At 36.8% G+C, this 18,676-nt stretch carries 20 protein-coding genes and 1 riboswitch; of the genes, 10 read left to right on the top strand and 10 right to left on the bottom strand.

Annotated features, from left to right (window positions below; genetic code table 11):
• Nucleotides 1-5 precede the first annotated feature (5 nt).
• The gene (locus F598_RS0101440; RefSeq protein ID WP_033408206.1) at nt 6-665 is read left to right on the top strand and encodes a hypothetical protein; all 660 of its coding nucleotides are present in this window, start codon (nt 6-8) and stop codon (nt 663-665) included.
• Here the strand turns inward: F598_RS0101440 and F598_RS0101445 are convergent, their stop codons facing one another.
• The gene (locus F598_RS0101445; protein ID WP_019037232.1) at nt 666-1,544 is read right to left on the bottom strand and encodes an AraC family transcriptional regulator; all 879 of its coding nucleotides are present in this window, start codon (nt 1,542-1,544) and stop codon (nt 666-668) included.
• A 207-nt stretch (nt 1,545-1,751) separates the two neighbouring features.
• On the opposite strand from F598_RS0101445, the gene hemA reads away from it, so the two are divergent.
• Genes hemA through F598_RS0101460 form a run of 3 tightly spaced genes read left to right on the top strand, consistent with a single transcriptional unit; the run spans nt 1,752 to nt 4,618 of the window.
• On the top strand, nt 1,752-3,008 hold the full coding sequence (hemA, locus tag F598_RS0101450; RefSeq protein ID WP_019037233.1) for a glutamyl-tRNA reductase: 1,257 nt from the start codon (nt 1,752-1,754) through the stop codon (nt 3,006-3,008).
• 34 nt (nt 3,009-3,042) lie between these two features.
• On the top strand, nt 3,043-3,951 hold the full coding sequence (gene hemC / locus F598_RS0101455) for a hydroxymethylbilane synthase (protein ID WP_019037234.1): 909 nt from the start codon (nt 3,043-3,045) through the stop codon (nt 3,949-3,951).
• A 1-nt stretch (nt 3,952) separates the two neighbouring features.
• Nucleotides 3,953-4,618, top strand: a complete 666-nt coding sequence (locus F598_RS0101460; RefSeq protein WP_019037235.1) for a uroporphyrinogen-III synthase — start codon at nt 3,953-3,955, stop codon at nt 4,616-4,618.
• Between the two features lie 31 nt (nt 4,619-4,649).
• Here the strand turns inward: F598_RS0101460 and F598_RS0101465 are convergent, their stop codons facing one another.
• Together F598_RS0101465 and F598_RS0101470 are read right to left on the bottom strand one after the other, a co-directional pair.
• On the bottom strand, nt 4,650-6,710 hold the full coding sequence (locus F598_RS0101465; protein WP_019037236.1) for a M16 family metallopeptidase: 2,061 nt from the start codon (nt 6,708-6,710) through the stop codon (nt 4,650-4,652).
• A gap of 10 nt (nt 6,711-6,720) precedes the next feature.
• Nucleotides 6,721-8,040 carry a M16 family metallopeptidase gene (locus F598_RS0101470; RefSeq protein WP_019037237.1) on the bottom strand — a complete coding sequence of 440 codons (1,320 nt, stop codon included), beginning with the start codon at nt 8,038-8,040 and terminating at the stop codon, nt 6,721-6,723.
• 163 nt (nt 8,041-8,203) lie between these two features.
• Between F598_RS0101470 and F598_RS0101475 the strand changes: the two genes are divergently transcribed.
• The 3 genes from F598_RS0101475 to rpmA all read left to right on the top strand — a co-directional run bounded on the left by F598_RS0101475 (nt 8,204) and on the right by rpmA (nt 9,531).
• A complete protein-coding gene (locus F598_RS0101475; RefSeq protein ID WP_019037238.1) occupies nt 8,204-8,644 on the top strand; it encodes a DUF4199 domain-containing protein in 441 nt (146 codons plus the stop codon).
• A gap of 84 nt (nt 8,645-8,728) precedes the next feature.
• Entirely contained in the window at nt 8,729-9,247 is a 519-nt protein-coding gene (gene rplU, locus F598_RS0101480) for a 50S ribosomal protein L21 (RefSeq protein WP_019037239.1), read from the top strand.
• A gap of 23 nt (nt 9,248-9,270) precedes the next feature.
• A complete protein-coding gene (rpmA, locus tag F598_RS0101485) occupies nt 9,271-9,531 on the top strand; it encodes a 50S ribosomal protein L27 (RefSeq protein WP_019037240.1) in 261 nt (86 codons plus the stop codon).
• Between the two features lie 82 nt (nt 9,532-9,613).
• Here rpmA and F598_RS0101490 read toward each other — a convergent pair whose 3' ends face one another.
• The 7 genes from F598_RS0101490 to recA all read right to left on the bottom strand — a co-directional run bounded on the left by F598_RS0101490 (nt 9,614) and on the right by recA (nt 15,129).
• Nucleotides 9,614-10,051: a hypothetical protein gene (locus tag F598_RS0101490; protein ID WP_019037241.1), complete on the bottom strand. Its 438-nt coding sequence runs from the start codon at nt 10,049-10,051 to the stop codon at nt 9,614-9,616.
• 6 nt (nt 10,052-10,057) lie between these two features.
• On the bottom strand, nt 10,058-10,576 hold the full coding sequence (locus tag F598_RS0101495) for an acyl-CoA thioesterase (RefSeq protein WP_019037242.1): 519 nt from the start codon (nt 10,574-10,576) through the stop codon (nt 10,058-10,060).
• A gap of 43 nt (nt 10,577-10,619) precedes the next feature.
• Complete coding sequence (locus F598_RS0101500; protein WP_019037243.1) at nt 10,620-11,588, bottom strand: HU domain-containing protein; 969 nt, start codon at nt 11,586-11,588, stop codon at nt 10,620-10,622.
• 65 nt (nt 11,589-11,653) lie between these two features.
• Complete coding sequence (locus tag F598_RS0101505) at nt 11,654-13,000, bottom strand: outer membrane beta-barrel protein (RefSeq protein WP_019037244.1); 1,347 nt, start codon at nt 12,998-13,000, stop codon at nt 11,654-11,656.
• The gene (locus F598_RS0101510; RefSeq protein WP_019037245.1) at nt 13,001-13,555 is read right to left on the bottom strand and encodes an RNA polymerase sigma factor; all 555 of its coding nucleotides are present in this window, start codon (nt 13,553-13,555) and stop codon (nt 13,001-13,003) included.
• A 6-nt stretch (nt 13,556-13,561) separates the two neighbouring features.
• Nucleotides 13,562-13,984, bottom strand: a complete 423-nt coding sequence (locus tag F598_RS0101515) for a hypothetical protein (RefSeq protein WP_019037246.1) — start codon at nt 13,982-13,984, stop codon at nt 13,562-13,564.
• Between the two features lie 122 nt (nt 13,985-14,106).
• Complete coding sequence (gene recA, locus F598_RS0101520) at nt 14,107-15,129, bottom strand: recombinase RecA (protein ID WP_019037247.1); 1,023 nt, start codon at nt 15,127-15,129, stop codon at nt 14,107-14,109.
• A 424-nt stretch (nt 15,130-15,553) separates the two neighbouring features.
• Nucleotides 15,554-15,654, top strand: a riboswitch (SAM riboswitch).
• A gap of 237 nt (nt 15,655-15,891) precedes the next feature.
• Here recA and F598_RS0101525 point away from each other — a divergent pair.
• The 3 genes from F598_RS0101525 to F598_RS0101535 are packed head-to-tail and all read left to right on the top strand — an operon-like array spanning nt 15,892 to nt 18,675.
• The gene (locus F598_RS0101525) at nt 15,892-17,205 is read left to right on the top strand and encodes an O-acetylhomoserine aminocarboxypropyltransferase/cysteine synthase family protein (RefSeq protein ID WP_019037248.1); all 1,314 of its coding nucleotides are present in this window, start codon (nt 15,892-15,894) and stop codon (nt 17,203-17,205) included.
• Nucleotides 17,206-17,207: 2 nt separating this feature from the next.
• Complete coding sequence (locus F598_RS0101530) at nt 17,208-17,672, top strand: OsmC family protein (RefSeq protein WP_019037249.1); 465 nt, start codon at nt 17,208-17,210, stop codon at nt 17,670-17,672.
• Nucleotides 17,665-18,675: a homoserine O-acetyltransferase family protein gene (locus F598_RS0101535; RefSeq protein WP_019037250.1), complete on the top strand. Its 1,011-nt coding sequence runs from the start codon at nt 17,665-17,667 to the stop codon at nt 18,673-18,675. The genes F598_RS0101530 and F598_RS0101535 overlap by 8 nt, the downstream gene beginning before the upstream one ends.
• Nucleotide 18,676: the final 1 nt, after the last annotated feature.

Here is an 18,676-nt window from a genome sequence, read left to right on the forward strand (position 1 = left end):
TACTTATGAGTTATAAACAAGGTTTTATTCTTTTGTTCATTCTGTGTTCATTAACTCTTCATAGCCAAGATAAATTATTCTTTAATCGTATTCATTACTTCGAACATCAGGATTGTCAACATCCTATCGGTACTGTTGTGAAGGACAAAATATTTTTTGCGAATAATACCAATAACAGTGTTTATATGGATTTTTATAATACTGAAAGTAAATTCGCTTTAGTAGAACTCATCAACTACGGAAAATATGCAGCCTTCAATCAATTTGTAAAAAAAGATTTTATTTCAGCTAACACTGTTTTGATGGGTTTTAAGCAAAGCCTACCTTCTGTTTCTAGGTCTATTCAAGAAGCTAGTTCTGGTTTTAAAGTGGATCAAGTTAAAGACTCTATACTGAATGATAAAACTCTCAAGCACATCAAAATAGTTCCTAAAGATACCTTAGTCCATAGATTTGAGTCCTATAATATTCTTATCAACACCCATGTGGAAACCGAATTACCACTTTACACCACTCCCACCGTTTATTTTTTACTTTTAGGAAGCTTAAACAATTTAAGTGGAACTGTAGTGGAAACTTATTTTCTGGATCTAGAGGGCTATATATTTTGCAGAGATATCCTTTTAGGACATCAAATCACGAATAAGCGCATCACCATTAAATAATTAGCCCTGGATATATTTTTTGGGCGTTGTCCCAAATTTCTTTTTAAAGGCGGATATAAAATGACTAGCTGTACTGTATCCGATGCTTAACCCAACTTCATTAACATTATGCTGTCCTTTTTCCAATAGCTTTCTGGCGTAGTCCATTTTATAATCAAAGAGGAACGCAAAAACAGTATCTCCGTAAATTTCTTTGAATCCTTCCTTCAGTTTCTTAAGGCTTAAACCCACCTCATCAGCCAATTCTTGAAGTGTTGGCGGCTCGGTCATACGTGAAAGAATTATACTTTTAGCCAACTTTATTTTCTTTACATTATCCTCATCATCCAAAAACGGACACTGTTCTATATCAGCTTCTGCAGGACGATTAAAGTAAAGTCCTATCAATTCATAAGCCTTTCCCTTAAGGTAAATTTTTCTTACAGAGGGATGAAGGTTGAAATTTAAGATCTGACTTAATATCACAGCCATTGCCGGAGTAAGCGGTACTTCTTTATAGTACTTTTTATCGCGATTGTCTTCCGTAAGAAAATCGATATAATTGGCCTCTGCTGAAAACAAGGTGTGTAGCTTTTTTATTGAGATCAAAATAGAAACCGACCAGGAATCTTTAAAAGCCTCCAGATTAATCGGTAGATCCCTTTCTGGATTATAGAGTAAAAGTGAGTTGTCTTCTTTTATATTTAAAGCATAACTCCCTTCATTAAAATTGAATTTAATCTCTCCTTTTACGCAAAAGTGAAATTGAATGAAATCGGCACTGATGTTATGCGTAATGCATTGCTCGTACTCTGTCTCATTTTTGATCGACAATATGGAAATTCCTTCTTCAATTTCAATATATTGTTCAGAACCTCTAGCGACATTTTTTTCGTTCATAACGACTATTGACTTAACTTTTTTATTTAGAATGGTTCTAATTAAAACCCCTCTAAAGTGTGACTATAGTTACAAAATTACTTAAATAGACTGATATATGTCAGATTTTGTATAAAAATACGCCAAACGACAAAAAAGGAACTTATAGCGTTATTTTTAACTATCCTTATGCTCTAATTTTGTACTCCATATTTTTGGAATCAAGGAATGCAGAAATACAACGTATCTAAACATAAAAATTTTTACGTCATCGGCATCAGCTATCAAAAAGCAGATGCAGAGACTAGAGGAAAATTTAATCTCAATATCGACCAGAGAAAGGCCTTATTAGACAAAGCTAAGTCTATTGGTCTCACCTCTGTGGTATCATCATCCACCTGTAATAGAACAGAAATTTATGCATTTTCCGATGAAGCAGAGGTACTTATTAATTTGCTATGTGAGTTTAGCATCGGTGACCAGTCTACATTTTATGAGAATGGATACATTTTAGAAAATGAAAAGGCCATTAATCATATGTATAGAGTTGGAGGAGGTTTAGACAGTCAGATTCTTGGTGATTTCGAAATTATTAGTCAGATTAAGACTGCTTTCACTCTTTCCAAAAAGAAAGGCATGATTAATCATTTCATGGAAAGACTGGTTAATTCTGTCATTCAGGCGAGTCGTAGAATTAAAAACGAAACACGAATTTCCTCTGGAGCAACCTCAGTATCATTTGCTTCGGTACAATATATCTTAGATCACATCAATGACGTTTCTAACAAAAAAATTCTTCTTTTTGGCACTGGTAAAATAGGAAGAAATACCTGTGAAAATCTGGTCAAACATACCAGTAACAAGAACATTACCTTAATCAACAGAACAAAAGATAAGGCTGAAGAAATCGCAGGGAAATTCAATTTGATCGTCAAAGATTTTTCAGAATTACAGACTGAAATAAGGACTACAGATATTCTTATAGTGGCTACTGGGGCTCAATCTCCAACCATTACTAAGGAATTGATTTACCCTAAAAAAGACCTCTTGGTTTTAGACCTTTCTATTCCTAAAAACGTTGCTGAAAATGTTGAGGGTATGCCAAACGTAAAATTGCTTCACTTAGATTATTTATCTCAACTTACAGATGATACTTTATCAAAAAGAAAAGCATTTATTCCTGATGCCGAAGCGATTATAGAAGAAGTAAAAGCTGAATTCAATGAATGGCTGGATACTCGAAAATTCGCTCCTACCATTAAAGCTTTAAAAGAAAAATTCAAGATTTTTCAAGACGAAGAGTTGGACTACCAGAGCAAAAAAAACAGCCAGTTTGACAAGGAACAGGCAGAAATTATTTCAGACCGGGTAATTCATAAAATCACTCGCAGTTTTGCCAGTCACTTAAGAAGCGCTAACGGCTCCACTGAAGATAGCATTGCTTTACTCAAAAAAGTCTTTGAACTGGAAACTTCTTCAGATTAAATCGCCTTAACCTCCCATTTAACACCAATAATATATGTCAACTACTATTCGAATAGGTACTCGCGATAGTGAACTTGCCTTATGGCAGGCTAATAAAGTAAAACATCTACTCGAGCAGGAAGGCTATCACCCTATACTTAAACCTGTGAAATCTACAGGTGATCTAAATTTGGAACAGCCACTATATGAAATGGGTATAACTGGGATTTTTACTAAAACTCTGGATGTCGCCCTCATCAAAGGCGAAATCGACATTGCCGTACACTCTATGAAAGATGTTCCAACAGCTCTGCCAAAAGGAGTAGTGGAGGCTGCTGTTTTACCCAGAGCTAACACCAGTGACATCTTAATACACAAAAGCCAAAGTGAATTTACCTCACACGAAACAATTGCTACAGGCAGTCTTAGACGAAAAGCACAATGGCTGAATAAATACCCTACTCATAAAGTTGTGAACTTAAGAGGAAATGTAAATACCAGGCTGCAAAAGCTGAAAGATAATAACTGGTCTGGAGCCATCTTTGCGGCTGCTGGCTTAGAACGCATCAACCTTAAACCAGAAAGTCACCTTGAGTTGGATTGGATGATTCCGGCTCCAGCACAGGGAGCGATGCTAGTGGTGACGATGGAACACAATACTACTTGCAGAAATGCTCTAGAAGCTTTAAATCATCTTGAAACTGCACTGGAAGTCAAAGTGGAAAGAGAATTTCTAAAAACGCTAGAGGGCGGCTGTACAGCTCCTATAGGCGCGTTGGCTAAAGTAAATGGGAATATGCTAGAACTTGAAGCTGGATTATTTAGCTTAGATGGAAAACAAAAGTTTTTAATCCAGGAATCTACGGCATTAGAACAGGTAGAAGGCTTTGGGAAAAAATGCGCTCAATCAGTTTTGAATCAAGGAGGCAAATTGCTGATGGAAGAGCTTCGTAAAGTCTTGTGATATGCCTGCTGTGCTCTCTACAAAATTGTTATCTCCTGCTCAAAAAAATTTGCTTCTCAACGCCAATCTTAGCCTAACTGAGTACAATGCTATCAAAACAGAAGCTTTAGAAATACCTGATTCTGTTTCAGAAAAAGAATATCCTAATGCAATTATTACGAGTCAAACTACAGTTGATTTTATTCAAAGTTATAAACTAGGGCGGTGTTTTTGTGTAGGTCAAAAAACAGCAAAAAAACTCCAATCATTAGGTTTTGATGTAGAACAAGTAGCAGATAATGCAAAAGCACTGGCTTCATCAATTTTAGAAAACTATTCTGAACTCACATTCACTTACTTTGGTAGTTTGAAACGCCGACCAGAGCTTTCTAAGACACTTAAACAATCAAACATAAGACTAGATGAAGTATTTATGTATGATACTCATAAAGTTCCAAAATCATTCCACAGATCTTTTGATGCGGTCCTTTTATTTAGTCCCTCTGGTGTTGAAAGTTATTTTGAAGCAAACCCCTCTTCAAAATCAAAACTGATTTGCATAGGCCCAACCACACTGGCATCTGCAAAAGATTATTCAAAGAATGCTTTTATGTCCAATACAACTTCAGTAGAAAGTGTCATTGTAAAAGCAGTAAACCTCTTAAAACCAAAAAATCCCGCTGTATAGCGGGATTTTAAGTAGTCATAAATTTTAGTGATTATTCAAAATCTGAATCGCTAACGCCTTCATTGAATTTCACTTCCTCTAATTTAATGTCGATAGTTTGTGGTCCAATATTCTGACTTAGAGTCATCGGCAACATCACACCATTCTTTTCTTGATAATCTAAATAAGAAATCATAGAGGTTGCTTTTTGTCCCATTTGTTCAACTGTGGTTTCTGTTCCCACTTTTAAACCAGATTCTATACTGTAAAATTCTCTTACATTGTCTGTAAGTTTCACAACATAAGCATCTTCACCATTAACATTTTCAATTCCAACAAGTTCTGCTCCTTCATTAACAGTCAACTCTGGAAATAATCCTGAAGTCACTTTGGTGTCTTTGATTTGCTGCTCGGTCATGTCCATTTTTTGGCCTTGAGCAGCAGCATATCCTTTCTCACCATCAAAGACTTGTTTGCTTAGCGTCATACCATTCATTTCGACCAAAGTAAGAGATTTCCCACCTTCTGCAGCTTTGCTGGTAAAGGATAAAGACATGCCTTGAACACTAGCACTTCCTTTCATCATCATGGAACTGACCTTAGCTAAAGTTTCTTCACCGCCAATAGCTTCGATGTAATCGTTGTAAACCGTTTCAACCGTTACGCCTTCAGGAAGGTCTTTTTTAAATTCTGGCTTATCGATTTTTTCAGTCTCTTTATTGAAATACAAGACCGGAACATTCTTGCCGTTGTACTCGATCTTCTCAAGGTTTTCTGCGATCTCAGAACCTTTACCTGCAACAACGATTTGCATCTGGTCAGTTTTCAAATACTTTTGTGCTACTCTTTGAATATCTTCCTGAGTCACCGCATTGATCTTTTCAAGGTAAGTTTCGTAAAAATCGTCTGGTAAATTTTCAGTCTCAATGTCTAGCGCATAATTCGCTACAGTAGAGGGCTGTTCTAATCGCATCACAAATGTTCCTGCAAATTTCTTCTTAGTGTCTTCAAGTTTATCTGCATCTACCTTTTCATTTCTTATCCTATCAATTTCCTTCATGAATTGAACCACAGCACTATCAGTCACCGCGTTTCTTACTCCCGCAGAAGCTCTAAATCTGGAAGCATATCGATCATCACCTACGCTTGATCTAGCTCCGTAAGTGTAACCTTTGTCTTCTCTCAAATTCATGTTGAGGTAACTTCCAAAACTTCCTCCTAAAATTTGATTCATCACAATCACAGGAAAGTAATCAGGATCTGCCTTTTTAAGATCTACCGTATTTTGAACGATGATCTCACTTTGTACTGCATTTGGCATATCTACCAAATTGATTTGAGTATACTGAGCTGGTTTAACAGAAGGAATTGTAGTATTTGGAGGAGTGGCTTTTTTCCAGTCTCCAAATGTACTCTTCACGATTTTTTTAGCGTCCTTTTTTGAGATATCACCGACCAATACCAAAAAGGCATTTTCTGGTACAAAATAGTTTCTGTATGCGTTTTTTACATCCTCTAGAGTGATGTCTTCCACACTTTCTACAGAGACATATTGTCCATAAGGATGATTTGACCCATAAGCCTGGCTACTACTCAACCTAGAAGCAATGGTCCCAACATCGTTTTGATTGGACTTCAAACCTTCTATCAATTTTGCCTTTTCGCTTTCGAATTCTTCTTGAGTGAATTCGGGTTGTAAAGCCCCTTCAGCCATAAGCTCCATCACCCGAGGGAAGAATTTAGACAATGAGCTCGCATAGGCGCTCTCGGAACCAAAATTGATTGTAGCTCCTAAAAAGTCGATTTCCTCATTGAATTCGTCTTTACCCGTTTTTTTAGTTCCGGTTCCCAAAAGACTGGCCACCATTGCCTGTGTTCCTGGTTTTTTCTGGGTATAAGGCTTATTGTCTATTATTAGTCTGGCAGAAACTCTAGGTAACTTATTATTTTCGACCACGAGCACTTTAAGGCCATTGCTTAAGGTAAACTCATCTGGCTCTCCAATATTAACTTTTGGAGCAGGTCCTGGTTTTGGCATTTGAGATCTATCGATCTGAGCAGAAGCACTCATACCAATCAGGCACACTATTAGTATTGCTATTATTTTTTTCATTTTGGTTGTTTTATTCGTTTGGTTCAGGTAAATAGTCTAACTCGAGTCTTTGGTTTTCCTGTAGGTATTTGTTGGCAACCTCTTTTATTTCTTCTCTTGTAATACTTCTATAGATTTCGATTTCTTCGTTAATCAAATCTGTATTACCATAAAGCATTTGGTAGGTTGCTAATGAAGCAGCTATTCCTTGAATGCTTGAGTTCGAGTTCACAAATCTGTTTTCAAATTTATTTTGAAGTTTTTGATATTCTCTTTCAGAAATCAACTCGGTCTGAAGCTTTTCAATTTCTTCATCCATAACATCCCTTAAAGTTGAAAGTTTTGTATCTCCTAGTGGTAATGCTCCAATAAGATAAGTTCCGTAGTCCTCCTGACTTCTGGCAAACGCAAGCACTTGTAACGCAATCTTTTCGTCATCTACCATTCTATTGTACATTCTAGAACTCTTCCCATCGGTTAAAACTGAAGAAATCATATCCAATACATAAGCGTCTCTGTCTTTCATAGAAGGTGTTCTGTAGACTAGAGCTGTTAAAGGAAGTTGAATGTTACTGTCATAATCTGTAGCAACAATTTTCTCTTCAATAGGGTCTTCTTGGATATCAACTCGTTCTACTTCTGGACCTGATTTGATAGGTCCAAAGTAGTCTTTAATCATTTTTTTGGTCTCAGATACATCAATATCACCAGCAACAACTAATGTAGCATTGTTAGGTACATAATATTTATCAAAAAATGCTTTAAATTCATCAAGCTTCGCTGCATCCAAATCTTCCATAGTCCCTATGACTGAATTTTTGTAAGGATGCTTTTCAAACATATAAGGATTAATACCTGTTGAATAAGCAACTTTACCGTAGGGCGCATTGTCAATCCTAGATCGCTTCTCTTCTTTTACAACTTCATTTTGAGTATCCACTCCAATTTGATTGATCACGGGATGAAGCATACGCTCAGACTCCATCCATAAGCCAAGCTCTAAGGCATTAGAAGGAAAAGTTTCATAATAATAAGTACGGTCCTGAGTTGTGTTGGCATTATTGCTACCTCCATTAGCAGATACAATATCGAACCATTTTCCTCTTTCAATATTTTCGGTACCTTCAAATAAAAGGTGCTCGAAGAAGTGAGCAAACCCTGTTCTTCCAGGGGCTTCATCTTTTGCACCCACATGGTACATTACTCCAACTGTAACAACGGGAGCTGAGTTATCTTGATGTAAGATCACGTGCAGACCATTGTCTAAGTCGTACTCTGTAAACTCCACCTTCTGGGCGTGAGCCAGCGTGATGAAAAATACAAAAACTGATAACATAAAAGTTTTAGTCATTTTTGTTTGGTTTTGATTTAATTTATAGGTCTAAAAATACGGAAAATGTTACAAGGCCTGTAAAAAAATTTTGATTCTAGTAAATACTTAAGAGTTTATTAATTCATGAAATTAATTCTTAGCCATTTGTAATTTTAATATATTAGCACCATAAATTAAACCTATGAATCGATTTGTACTTTCTGTTAGATTTGGTATAGCACTTACTTCCTCGCTGATTGCATATTTTTTAGTTTTATCTTTATTTGGTTTTCATACTAATCCACTCTTCAGTTTATTTAACGGAGTAATTACTGGATTTGCTATTTATGAAGCCATCAAGTATAAGCGTATTGAAAAAAGAGAGGATTATACCTATACATCAGGATTTCAGGCAGGAATAGTTACAGGGTTTTTAGCTTCTATCTTATTTACCATCTTCATGGCCGTATATGCCACTGAAGTAGATCCTGAATTTATTAAAAAAATAGCAGGAACCTTTTCAAAATCTTATGATATTGGCGTAGGTGTGTTTTGCTTCACTGTATTTCTATCTGGATTGGCAACCTCTATTGTCTTAACCCTTTCTTTTATGCAGCTTTTCAAGCATAAAATCAAAGAGTAATTTTCAGTAAAATTAGACTTGACGGTTTAATTTTTAAATCCTATATTTGCAAACTATTTTAGTAAAACTCAATAACTAAACACTATGTATGCAATTGTAGAGATAGCAGGGCAGCAATTTAAAGTTGCGAAAGACCAGAAAGTGTTTGTTCACCGTCTAAAAGAAGACGAAGGTACCAATGTATCTTTTGATAAAGTTCTTTTACATGCAGATGGAGACAACGTAACACTTGGCGCCCCGGCTATAAACGGTGCTTCTGTTAGCGCAAAAGTCGTTAAGCACCTGAAGGGAGACAAAGTAATTGTCTTTAAAAAGAAAAGAAGAAAAGGTTACCGTAAGAAAAATGGTCATCGCCAGTACCTTACTGAAATTCAGATTGAAGATATTTCAGTTTCTGAAGGATCATCAAAAACCAGTTCTTCTAAGAAAAAAGAAGAGAAAAAATCTGAAACTAAAGCTGAACCAAAGAAAGCTGAAGCCAAAGCTTCAAATGATTTGAGTAAGCACACAGTAGCAGAACTTAAAGAAATGGCTAAAGAAAAAGGCCTAGAAGGATACTCTGCCTTGAAAAAAGCAGAATTGATAGAATTATTAAGTAAGTAACATAATATCAAAAACTAAACATCATGGCACATAAGAAAGGTGTTGGAAGTTCTAAAAACGGAAGAGAATCAGAATCGAAACGTTTGGGCGTTAAGATTTTTGGAGGACAGGCTGCAGTCGCTGGTAACATTATTGTAAGACAAAGAGGAACTGCTCACAAACCAGGAGACAACGTTTACGCAGGAAAAGACCATACTTTACATGCAAAAATTGACGGAATCGTTCATTTTAAGAAAACTAAAGATGACAAATCTTTTGTTCACGTAAAGCCTTACGAAGCTTAGTAAGCATCGTTTAATTCATAAAAAGCCCTTTGATAAAAAATCAAAGGGCTTTTTAAATTATTACATATTTTTGTCCTTGCTCTTAAAACCAGGCATTCCAAGGAATTCTTGATAACATCAAAAGTAGAGCTAGCGCATAAAAAATAGCGATTGTTCTAAATTTCTTATTTGAGGCTAGCTTTTTCTTGTGCTTACTATAACCAACTGTAATCAATACGATTGTGACAATCATCGTTAGCGGGTGCTCAACCAGGTATAACCTTAAAGTACTATCCCCCATGACACCTTTCATTCCAACCTCAGAAAACGCCTGGAAATAAGGACTTACAAAATATAGCACTAAACCAATTAACAACTGCAAGTGGGAAACGATCAGAGTGAATAGCGAAATTCTAAAATCCTGAGGCCCAAAAGATTTCTTTCCAAGCGTCTTAATGATGGCATTAAAAGTAGCTAAAACAAGCACCAGAAGGACTAAATAAGCCCAATAGGAGTGAACAATCTGAATAACTTCGTACATAATTTATTATTTATTATTTTCAAATAGAGCTTTCAACTCGGTGGCATCCTTAGGCTTCATCTTCCCTGCAAGGACTAAACTCAACTGTTTACGTCTGAGCGCAGCATCAAACCTTTCTTTTTCAAGCTTTGTTTGAGGTTCGATTTTAGGCACCGGCACCGGGTTTCCTGTATCATCTACAGCAACAAAGGTATAAATCGCTTCATTGGCTTTGGAGCGTCTTCCACTTTCTCGATCTTCAATCCAAACATCAAGAAAAATTTCCATAGACGTTTTAAAGTTTCTGGACACTTTTGCTTCTACAGTGACCACACTCCCCAGAGGGACTGCTTTATTAAAAGCCACATGATTGACAGAGGCAGTCACTACAATTCTTCTCGAGTGTCTTCTGGCAGCAATACTTGCTGCACGATCCATTCTTGCTAACAATTCTCCACCAAATAGATTATTGAGCGGATTGGTTTCACTAGGCAATACTAAATCGGTGAGTGTCGTTTTAGAATCCTCAGGATGTTTTACTTCCATTTCAATTTTTTGCAAAGATAGGTTTTGTTGTGTTAAGCCTAGCTTAAAGTTGCTTCACATATAACCAGGCTTCAGGATTTTCTAGAGTTTTAATTTTCCTTAATTGCAATAGAGCCTCAGTCCTATTCTGAAAACTCGAAAAAGCAACTTGATATAAACCATAAGCATTCTGGTCTATCATTCTTGCATTATAGCCTTTAGCTTTTAGTAAATTGATCTTCTTCTCTGCGTTAGCCTTCACTCTAAAAGCTCCAGCTACGATATGATATTTTGGGCGAATGGCCTCAATATTTGTTGAGGTGAGAGGTATTTCTGAAAGCGTGTAATTAAATTCAGCATTCTGAATTCGCTCTTGAATCAAAGACTCTGCTTTTTGAGCCTCAGAATCATTATAAGAAATTAGATAATTATTATACTGATAAATTCCAGCAAAGCTAGCTATACTTAATGCTAAGATACCGACAGCTGCATATTTAAAATAAGATTTTTTACCGGCACTTTCTTCTGCATTAGAATGAGGCAAATGGATTACTTTCTTGTTCTCGATTTCTTCCTTGTCTTTGGAATTTTCTATAACAAGATCGGAGTTACCAGTAGCAACTTGATTCAACATAATTTGATCCAAACCAAAGGCATCCACAAAATAGTTAATACTGGTTTCTGGTTCAAAAGAAAGTTTATCTTCTTTATCTAAGTAAAAGCATCCCAATTGAGATATTTCTAATTGCCTTTCGACCTCTAAAGCAGAATTAAAGTCTTTCACAAATAAGGCAATCTTGTGTTTTGCACTTTCAAAATCCATAGACTCCCCTTTAGCAATGGTTTCTGCTAAAAGGCCATCATGGCTTTGGATGGATTTATTGAAGGTAAGTGATCTTGTTGGCGGAATAAACTGATGAGACTTTTCAAGATATTGAGAGGAAGTAAACTGAGTTATAAATGCTCCAAACCCAGGAACAATAACACATTCATACCTATAAAGTAATTGCTTGATATACTCTTCTACTCTCATATAAACAAAGTTAAATTTTTTACTTACATAAGCAACAGACTAATTCAAATAAGAGAAAATATTTTCTAAAACTTTAATTTTAACCCAGAGTAAATACCGAAGAAATAGGGTTGAAAGTCGGAAGCACTACTTTGAAATGTATTGATTTGATATAAAAATTTAGGCTCAAGATTAAAAGACAACTTCTTAGAAAAATTATAATCCATACCTACACCAAAATTGGCACTAAAGCTTAATGCATTTATGTTTTGTGCTTCACCTATACTAGAAGATCTTCCGGCTTCTTCAAAAAAGACTTCATTGTTATTTAAAAGATAGGTACTAGCGCCACCTAATAAATGGATACCAATCTTACGGTCTACAACCGCATATTGTATTTCCAGAGGAACTTCCAAAAATCCTAATTCATGACTCAAAGCTCCTATTGAATTTAAGGATGTAGCCTCACCAAAAGCAGAGTTAGTCACTTGAGCTGGATTATTTGAAGCAGACATAAGAGTGACTTCTCCAATCAGGTCTGTTTTAATATTGCGATTACTAGAAGAATTAGGCCTGAAAGATGAGGTAGACAGGAGAACATCCTGGGTATTATAACCCATAGCAACCTGATTGACTCCAGTTCTAATTTTTATCTTTTTATTAATGGCATAGGCCACATTAACTCCATAAGAAACGTTAGGATTACTTGAGGTTTTCCCCTGAAGACTGGATTCTAAGGGGTTTCCTCCATTAAAAGAATTCATAAAAACAGGAGCCACGTTGGGTTTTATTTCCCAGGGCCGATCTACAGTGGTATCTGAAACTTCAGCAACAAGTTCCTCCTCTGCTATCACATCAAATATGGACTTTTTATTCAAGCTTTGTTTTGCAGTGCTTTTGTTTTCTCCAAGCAGTGTTGAAGAAATAAAGGATTTATTTTGTAGGCTGATCGAAGAATTTTGTAATCGATTAATCTCTTCAGCCCTTGTATTGCTAAAAGAGGTAGTGACCGCAGAAGGATTTACATTCTTTTGAGAAGGACTTTCAATCGACACTTGGAATGCAAATTTTTTATCGATAGCATTGTTAAAAGTAGACAAGTTTCTGTCAACAGAGGAGAAGCTAAACTTGGCAGGTCTAATATTAAGAGATTTGGAATTAAAATTAGAGCTATTAGAATTATTATCATTTAAAGAGGAAGCTACAGTCATGCTGCTTTTAGATGAATTATAGTAGAAAGTACCGATAGAAATGAAAATAGCCAAAATAGCCGCTACGGAAGCAGCCTTCAACCACCAGACAGGTAATAAACGCTTCTTTTTCTTTTGGTCCAAACGCTTTTCAATGCCTTCCCATACTTTTGACGATGGAGATTCCTGAAAATCTTTCAGACCTTCTTGAAATAAGCGCTCTATGGGTTTAGAAGGTTTCATTTAATTAAATTCAACTTTTTTTAAAGATTCATTCATTGCGTTAGCCTTATTTATTTTTCGTCTTAATAGGTCTTTAGCGCGTGATAAATTTGATTTCGAGGTCCCTTCTGAAATACTGAGCTTTTTAGCAATTTCCTTATGAGAAAATCCATCTAAAGTGTAAAGATTGAACACCATCCTGTAACGATCAGGCAAGCCCTGGATGCATTCAAGCAGAAACTGAAGTGAATACTCCCGGTCATCTACTTGTAAATCTTCAGCTTTTAGAGCGTCTTCATTAACAAGCTCAAAAACTTTCTGACCCCTGTAACGCTGTAAACAAATATTGATGGTAATTCGTTTTAACCAACCTTCAAAAGATCCCTTATGTTCAAATTGATGTATTTTGTCGAAAATTTTAATGAAAGCATCCTGTAAATTATCTTCAGCTTCAGAATAATTTCGGGAATATTTTAAAGAAATACTAAACAGGACCTCAGAAAACATCTCATAAAGCAGCTTCTGCGACCTTTTGTCGTTTTGCTTACATCGCTTTATAAGATTTTTAAGTTCCATACTAAGTTATTCTTCCACAACCACGTCTTTATCTATATAAACAGGTTCGCCTTCACTAGTTTCTCCGCTTAAAAACTTAAATGTAAAATCTGAATCGAAATCATTGGTGAAATCCACCTCTCTCAAAATACCTTCTGATTCTTCATTACAATTAGTAGCTTGTGTGAAAATAGTGATTGCTCTCACAAAAAGCAAGCTATCTCCCTGTTTTGCAGAATCGAAGCTTGAAAACGTATGACAATTGGAGTCTCTTTGGAATGTGATTTCCAGATTATAAGTCTCTCCTAAAACCATAGTGTCTGGTACATTGGCAGCTAAGATTGCAGAAACCTGAGAGGTTTGAAAAAAGCCGTCATCATTTACCTCGCAGCTTACCAATACAATGGAAGATAAAAAGCCTAGGATAAAAAGCCTACTTAAAAATTTCATTATTGAAGTGTTTATCTTTAGACGTAGTGATACTACGAAGGTTGCGTTAAATAAAAATTTAATTCTCATAAAAAAACCGATGTTATCAACATCGGTTTTTAAATAAATATAAATCCTTTAGCTTACTCTTCAGACTTTGCTATTTTAATTGCTTCTACAATCTTAGTTTCCAACTCTTCCATGAGTTCCGGGTTATCCAGCAAAAGCGTTTTTACTGCATCACGTCCCTGACCGAGTTTGGTGTCTTCATAACTAAACCAGGATCCTGCTTTTTTGATGATCTCATAATCTACACCAATATCGATAATTTCACCTATTTTAGAAATTCCTGTTCCGTACATGATATCAAACTCTGTCATTTTGAAGGGTGGCGCCACTTTGTTCTTCACCACCTTCACACGGGTTTTATTACCCATCACATCACTGTTTGAGTTTTTAATTTGAGTTGATCTTCTGATGTCTAATCTTACCGAAGCGTAAAATTTCAGAGCATTACCACCCGTTGTGGTTTCTGGATTTCCAAACATTACTCCAATTTTTTCTCTCAACTGGTTGATGAAGATGACTGTACAATTGGTTTTGCTAATGGTAGACGTCATCTTTCTCAACGCCTGAGACATTAGTCTGGCATGAAGACCCATTTTGGAATCTCCCATTTCCCCTTCAATCTCACTTTTTGGCGTTAAGGCTGCAACCGAGTCAATCACGATAATATCGATAGCCCCAGATCGAATCAAGTTTTCGGCGATTTCCAAAGCCTGCTCTCCATGATCGGGCTGTGAAATAATCAGATTGTCGATATCGATATTGAGGTTTTTTGCATAAGTCCTGTCAAAGGCATGCTCAGCATCTATGAATGCAGCAATACCTCCAGCTTTTTGTGCTTCTGCAATCGCATGTAAGGTCAGTGTGGTTTTACCTGAAGATTCTGGTCCGTAAATTTCAATGACTCGTCCTCTTGGATAGCCACCTACCCCTAAAGCAAGGTCCAAACCTAATGAACCCGATGAAATAGCATCTACATCTTGCACCGCCTGATCGCTCATTTTCATGACCGTTCCCTTACCATAAGTCTTGTCTAATTTATCTAAAGTAAGTTGTAATGCTTTTAATTTTGCATCTTTCTCGCTATTTTCTTTTGCCATATTTTATTGAATTCGTTTTTGTAAAAATAGTATTTCTTTTTAATATTGAACCGGAGTTACGCAACCATTCAATAAAAGTGTATCTTCCAAATAAACAATAGTATTTGAAATTTCTTAGAAAGACATCTATAACTAACACGCACGGCATTTCGGTTTCGTTTATAACCGTATGCAGCTGTAAAATCGACGGGGGCTGACGTTGTTTTATTTTTGATTAACTATTAAAAATGTATAACAACGAATTAGCCAAACCTTGTTGTTTTTTACAACATTTTGAAAAAGCCTCTTCATTAGAGGCTTTTTTCATTAATACTTTACCCTCAAAATATTTTTAACTCTTTTTAACATTTAGCCCCTTTTTTAGACGACTTATCTAAAAAGCTTGCTATATATTTGCACTATCATCTGCCACATATTGGTGTGTGATTTATAAAGAAGAGGCGAGAGACAGGCTCCGTGACCCTCGGCAACCTCAACATAGTGTTGAAAGGTGCTAATTCCTGCCCAAAAAGGGACATATAAATTATAGGAAAAATGAACTTGTATTTTTTAAACACCTCGGCATCTATTCTTTTCAACATTGCGTTGAGCACAATCTTTAGTACATCTCTTACATTCTCATCTCGAATGCGTATGCCTATGTCGTATTGTTTTCGAATGTACGCATAGGCCTATTTCTTAACTATTTCATTTAGCTCTCACCTTCTATTCTGAAGGTTTTACGAGTCACACCATTTTATAAATCTTAATTCATTCATAATTATGTCTACTCCATTAAAATTTGAAAGTTTACAACTGCATGCAGGACAAACTGCAGATCCAACCACAGGTTCCATTGCCGTTCCGATTCATCAAACGTCTTCGTATCAATTCCATAATTCCAAGCATGCAGCTAAGCTCTTTGGCTTGGAAGAGTTCGGAAATATCTATACCCGAATCATGAATCCGACTAACGATGTGTTTGAAAAACGTATTGCCGCTTTAGAAGGGGGTGTGGCAGCAGTTGCCACCTCGTCTGGACTAGCGGCTCAATTTCTTGCCCTGACCAATATTCTGGAAGCTGGAGATAACTTTGTCTCTACGTCTTATGTTTATGGCGGGACTTATAATCAATTTAAGGTCACCTTTAAAAAACTGGGCATCGAAGCTCGCTTTGCTAATGGTGATGAACCCAGCTCTTTTGAAGCCTTAATCGACGATCACACCAAAGCCATTTACTTGGAAACTATCGGTAATCCTGAATTCAATATTCCAGACTTTGAAGCCATTGCTAAAATTGCTCAAAAGCATCATCTTCCGCTAATTGTCGATAATACCTTTGGAGCTGGTGGCGCCATTGCTCAACCTATAAAACATGGTGCCAATATTGTCACCAGTTCTGCCACCAAATGGATTGGTGGACACGGCAATAGCATAGGCGGTGTGGTCGTTGATGCTGGAAATTTCAACTGGGCCAACGGTAAATTTCCTGGATTTACAGAGCCTTCTGAAGGGTATCACGGACTTAAATTCTGGGAGGTATTTGGTGAAGACAATGCTCTGGGACTCCCTAACGTAGCATTCGCGATCAAGGCCAGAGTAGAAGGTTTGAGAGATTTTGGTCAATCTATAAGTCCATTTAATTCGTTTCTACTCCTCCAGGGTCTGGAGACCTTATCTCTAAGAACTGAACGGCATTCTGAAAATGCTTTAAAAGTTGCTAAATACCTGGAAAATCATTCTAAAGTGGAATATGTGAATTATCCGGGGCTGGAGAGTTCTGCGTATCACGAAAACGCTAAAAAATACCTGCAGAGAGGCTTTGGAGCAGTGCTGTCCTTCAAACTGAAAGCAAGTTTGGAAGAAGCCGACCAGCTTGTAGATGCCTTAAAGTTAATTATCCATACCGCTAATGTAGGTGATGCCAAAACCTTAATCATTCATCCCGCTTCTACCACACATCAGCAGCTTAATGACGCAGAGCAAAAGGCAGCTGGGGTGTTTCCAGGATTGCTAAGAATTTCAGTTGGCATTGAGCATATAGATGATATTATCGCTGACCTTGATCAGGCACTTTCACAACTAAAAACACAGTAAATATGAGTATTTCAAATTTTTCAATCAACGGGTCGAGCCTCAATTCGACCTTATATAAAGGAAGTTCCAGACATTTTAATTTTTTAGTTGATGAACCTGAAGAACTTGGTGGCCAGGATCTGGCGGCCAATCCTGTAGAGTATTTGCTAGCCGGTTATGCTGGTTGTCTTAACGTGGTGATCAATCTGGTGGCCAAAGAACTCGGCATTAGGATTTATGATATGACCATCAACATCAATGGAAATATAGAGACCTCGACATTTTTAGGAATTGACACAGAAGGAAGAGCTGGTTTCCAATCTCTGGATGTGGACATCGATTTTGTGACCAATGCCACACAGGAAAGCATAGATTTTTTGCTTAAGAACGTCAAGCAGCGTTGTCCTATCAATGACAATTTAAGCCACACCACTCCTATTCATTATCATATCCGTAAGTCCTCCTACAAGCAAGAAGTCGATGCCTAAAACATTTAAATATCAAGATTCATTTCAGCTAGAAAACGGTCAGTGTTTACCAGAACTAGAAATCGCTTATACTACTTTAGGTAAACTTAATCCTGAAGGCTCCAATGTGATCTGGATCTGCCATGCTTTAACCGCTAATGCCAATCCTGAAGACTGGTGGCCAGGACTATTTGAAAAAAAAACAGGAATCGATTTGGATAATTATTTCATCGTGTGTGCTAACACTATTGGTTCTTGTTACGGGAGTAGCGGCCCTCAAAGCATAAACCCTAAGACTCATACTATTTATGGGTTGGATTTTCCAAAATTAACTATTCGTGATATTACAAAAAGCCTGATTCTTTTAAAAGAGGCTCTGGGAATTTCAGAAATCCAGTTTATGATGGGGGGTTCAATGGGTGGAATGCAGGCCATGGAATGGGCTATTCAGCAACCTGATGACATCAAGAACTTGATTTTACTGGCCACCAATGCCAAGCATTCGTCCTGGGGAATTGCCTTAAATGAAACTCAGCGCATGGCGATTGAGTCGGATCCTACATTTTATAAAAATGAGGAAAAAGCTGGCAGAAAAGGACTGGAAGCTGCCAGAGCGATAGCCCTGTTGAGTTATCGAAATTATAATACTTACCGCTCAACACAGATCGATGAACCAGACACTTTAGATCAATTTAGAGCCTCCTCTTATCAAAATTACCAAGGGAAGAAACTCTCCGATCGCTTTGATGCGAAATCCTACTGGTATTTGTCCAAAGCCATGGACAGTCATGATGTGGGCAGAAACCGAGGAGGTTTGGGGCAGGCCCTTTCAAAAATCAAAGCTAAAACGCTGGTCATCGGCATTCAAAGCGATTTGCTATTCCCTGTTCAGGAACAAGATTTTCTAGATGAACACATATCTAATTCAGAACTGGAGATCATCGATTCCCCTTATGGACACGATGGCTTTTTAATTGAAGTAGATATCATCAAAACCTTATTAAAAAAACATTTTAAACTATAAA

Origin of the sequence: Psychroflexus tropicus DSM 15496 (assembly GCF_000378765.1) — a bacterium.
Lineage (GTDB): Bacteria > Bacteroidota > Bacteroidia > Flavobacteriales > Flavobacteriaceae > Psychroflexus > Psychroflexus tropicus.

Excerpts from the sequence above, each read along its gene's own strand:
- F598_RS0101495 (WP_019037242.1), bottom strand. The coding sequence starts at position 10,576 with ATGGAAGTAAAACATCCTGAGGATTCTAAAACGACACTCACCGATTTA.
- rpmA (WP_019037240.1), top strand. The coding sequence starts at position 9,271 with ATGGCACATAAGAAAGGTGTTGGAAGTTCTAAAAACGGAAGAGAATCA.
- F598_RS0101510 (WP_019037245.1), bottom strand. The coding sequence starts at position 13,555 with ATGGAACTTAAAAATCTTATAAAGCGATGTAAGCAAAACGACAAAAGG.
- recA (WP_019037247.1), bottom strand. The coding sequence starts at position 15,129 with ATGGCAAAAGAAAATAGCGAGAAAGATGCAAAATTAAAAGCATTACAA.
- F598_RS0101525 (WP_019037248.1), top strand. The coding sequence starts at position 15,892 with ATGTCTACTCCATTAAAATTTGAAAGTTTACAACTGCATGCAGGACAA.
- F598_RS0101470 (WP_019037237.1), bottom strand. The coding sequence starts at position 8,040 with ATGACTAAAACTTTTATGTTATCAGTTTTTGTATTTTTCATCACGCTG.
- hemA (WP_019037233.1), top strand. The coding sequence starts at position 1,752 with ATGCAGAAATACAACGTATCTAAACATAAAAATTTTTACGTCATCGGC.
- F598_RS0101490 (WP_019037241.1), bottom strand. The coding sequence starts at position 10,051 with ATGTACGAAGTTATTCAGATTGTTCACTCCTATTGGGCTTATTTAGTC.
- hemC (WP_019037234.1), top strand. The coding sequence starts at position 3,043 with ATGTCAACTACTATTCGAATAGGTACTCGCGATAGTGAACTTGCCTTA.
- F598_RS0101535 (WP_019037250.1), top strand. The coding sequence starts at position 17,665 with ATGCCTAAAACATTTAAATATCAAGATTCATTTCAGCTAGAAAACGGT.
- rplU (WP_019037239.1), top strand. The coding sequence starts at position 8,729 with ATGTATGCAATTGTAGAGATAGCAGGGCAGCAATTTAAAGTTGCGAAA.
- F598_RS0101500 (WP_019037243.1), bottom strand. The coding sequence starts at position 11,588 with ATGAGAGTAGAAGAGTATATCAAGCAATTACTTTATAGGTATGAATGT.
- F598_RS0101460 (WP_019037235.1), top strand. The coding sequence starts at position 3,953 with ATGCCTGCTGTGCTCTCTACAAAATTGTTATCTCCTGCTCAAAAAAAT.
- F598_RS0101530 (WP_019037249.1), top strand. The coding sequence starts at position 17,208 with ATGAGTATTTCAAATTTTTCAATCAACGGGTCGAGCCTCAATTCGACC.
- F598_RS0101475 (WP_019037238.1), top strand. The coding sequence starts at position 8,204 with ATGAATCGATTTGTACTTTCTGTTAGATTTGGTATAGCACTTACTTCC.
- F598_RS0101515 (WP_019037246.1), bottom strand. The coding sequence starts at position 13,984 with ATGAAATTTTTAAGTAGGCTTTTTATCCTAGGCTTTTTATCTTCCATT.
- F598_RS0101445 (WP_019037232.1), bottom strand. The coding sequence starts at position 1,544 with ATGAACGAAAAAAATGTCGCTAGAGGTTCTGAACAATATATTGAAATT.
- F598_RS0101465 (WP_019037236.1), bottom strand. The coding sequence starts at position 6,710 with ATGAAAAAAATAATAGCAATACTAATAGTGTGCCTGATTGGTATGAGT.
- F598_RS0101440 (WP_033408206.1), top strand. The coding sequence starts at position 6 with ATGAGTTATAAACAAGGTTTTATTCTTTTGTTCATTCTGTGTTCATTA.
- F598_RS0101505 (WP_019037244.1), bottom strand. The coding sequence starts at position 13,000 with ATGAAACCTTCTAAACCCATAGAGCGCTTATTTCAAGAAGGTCTGAAA.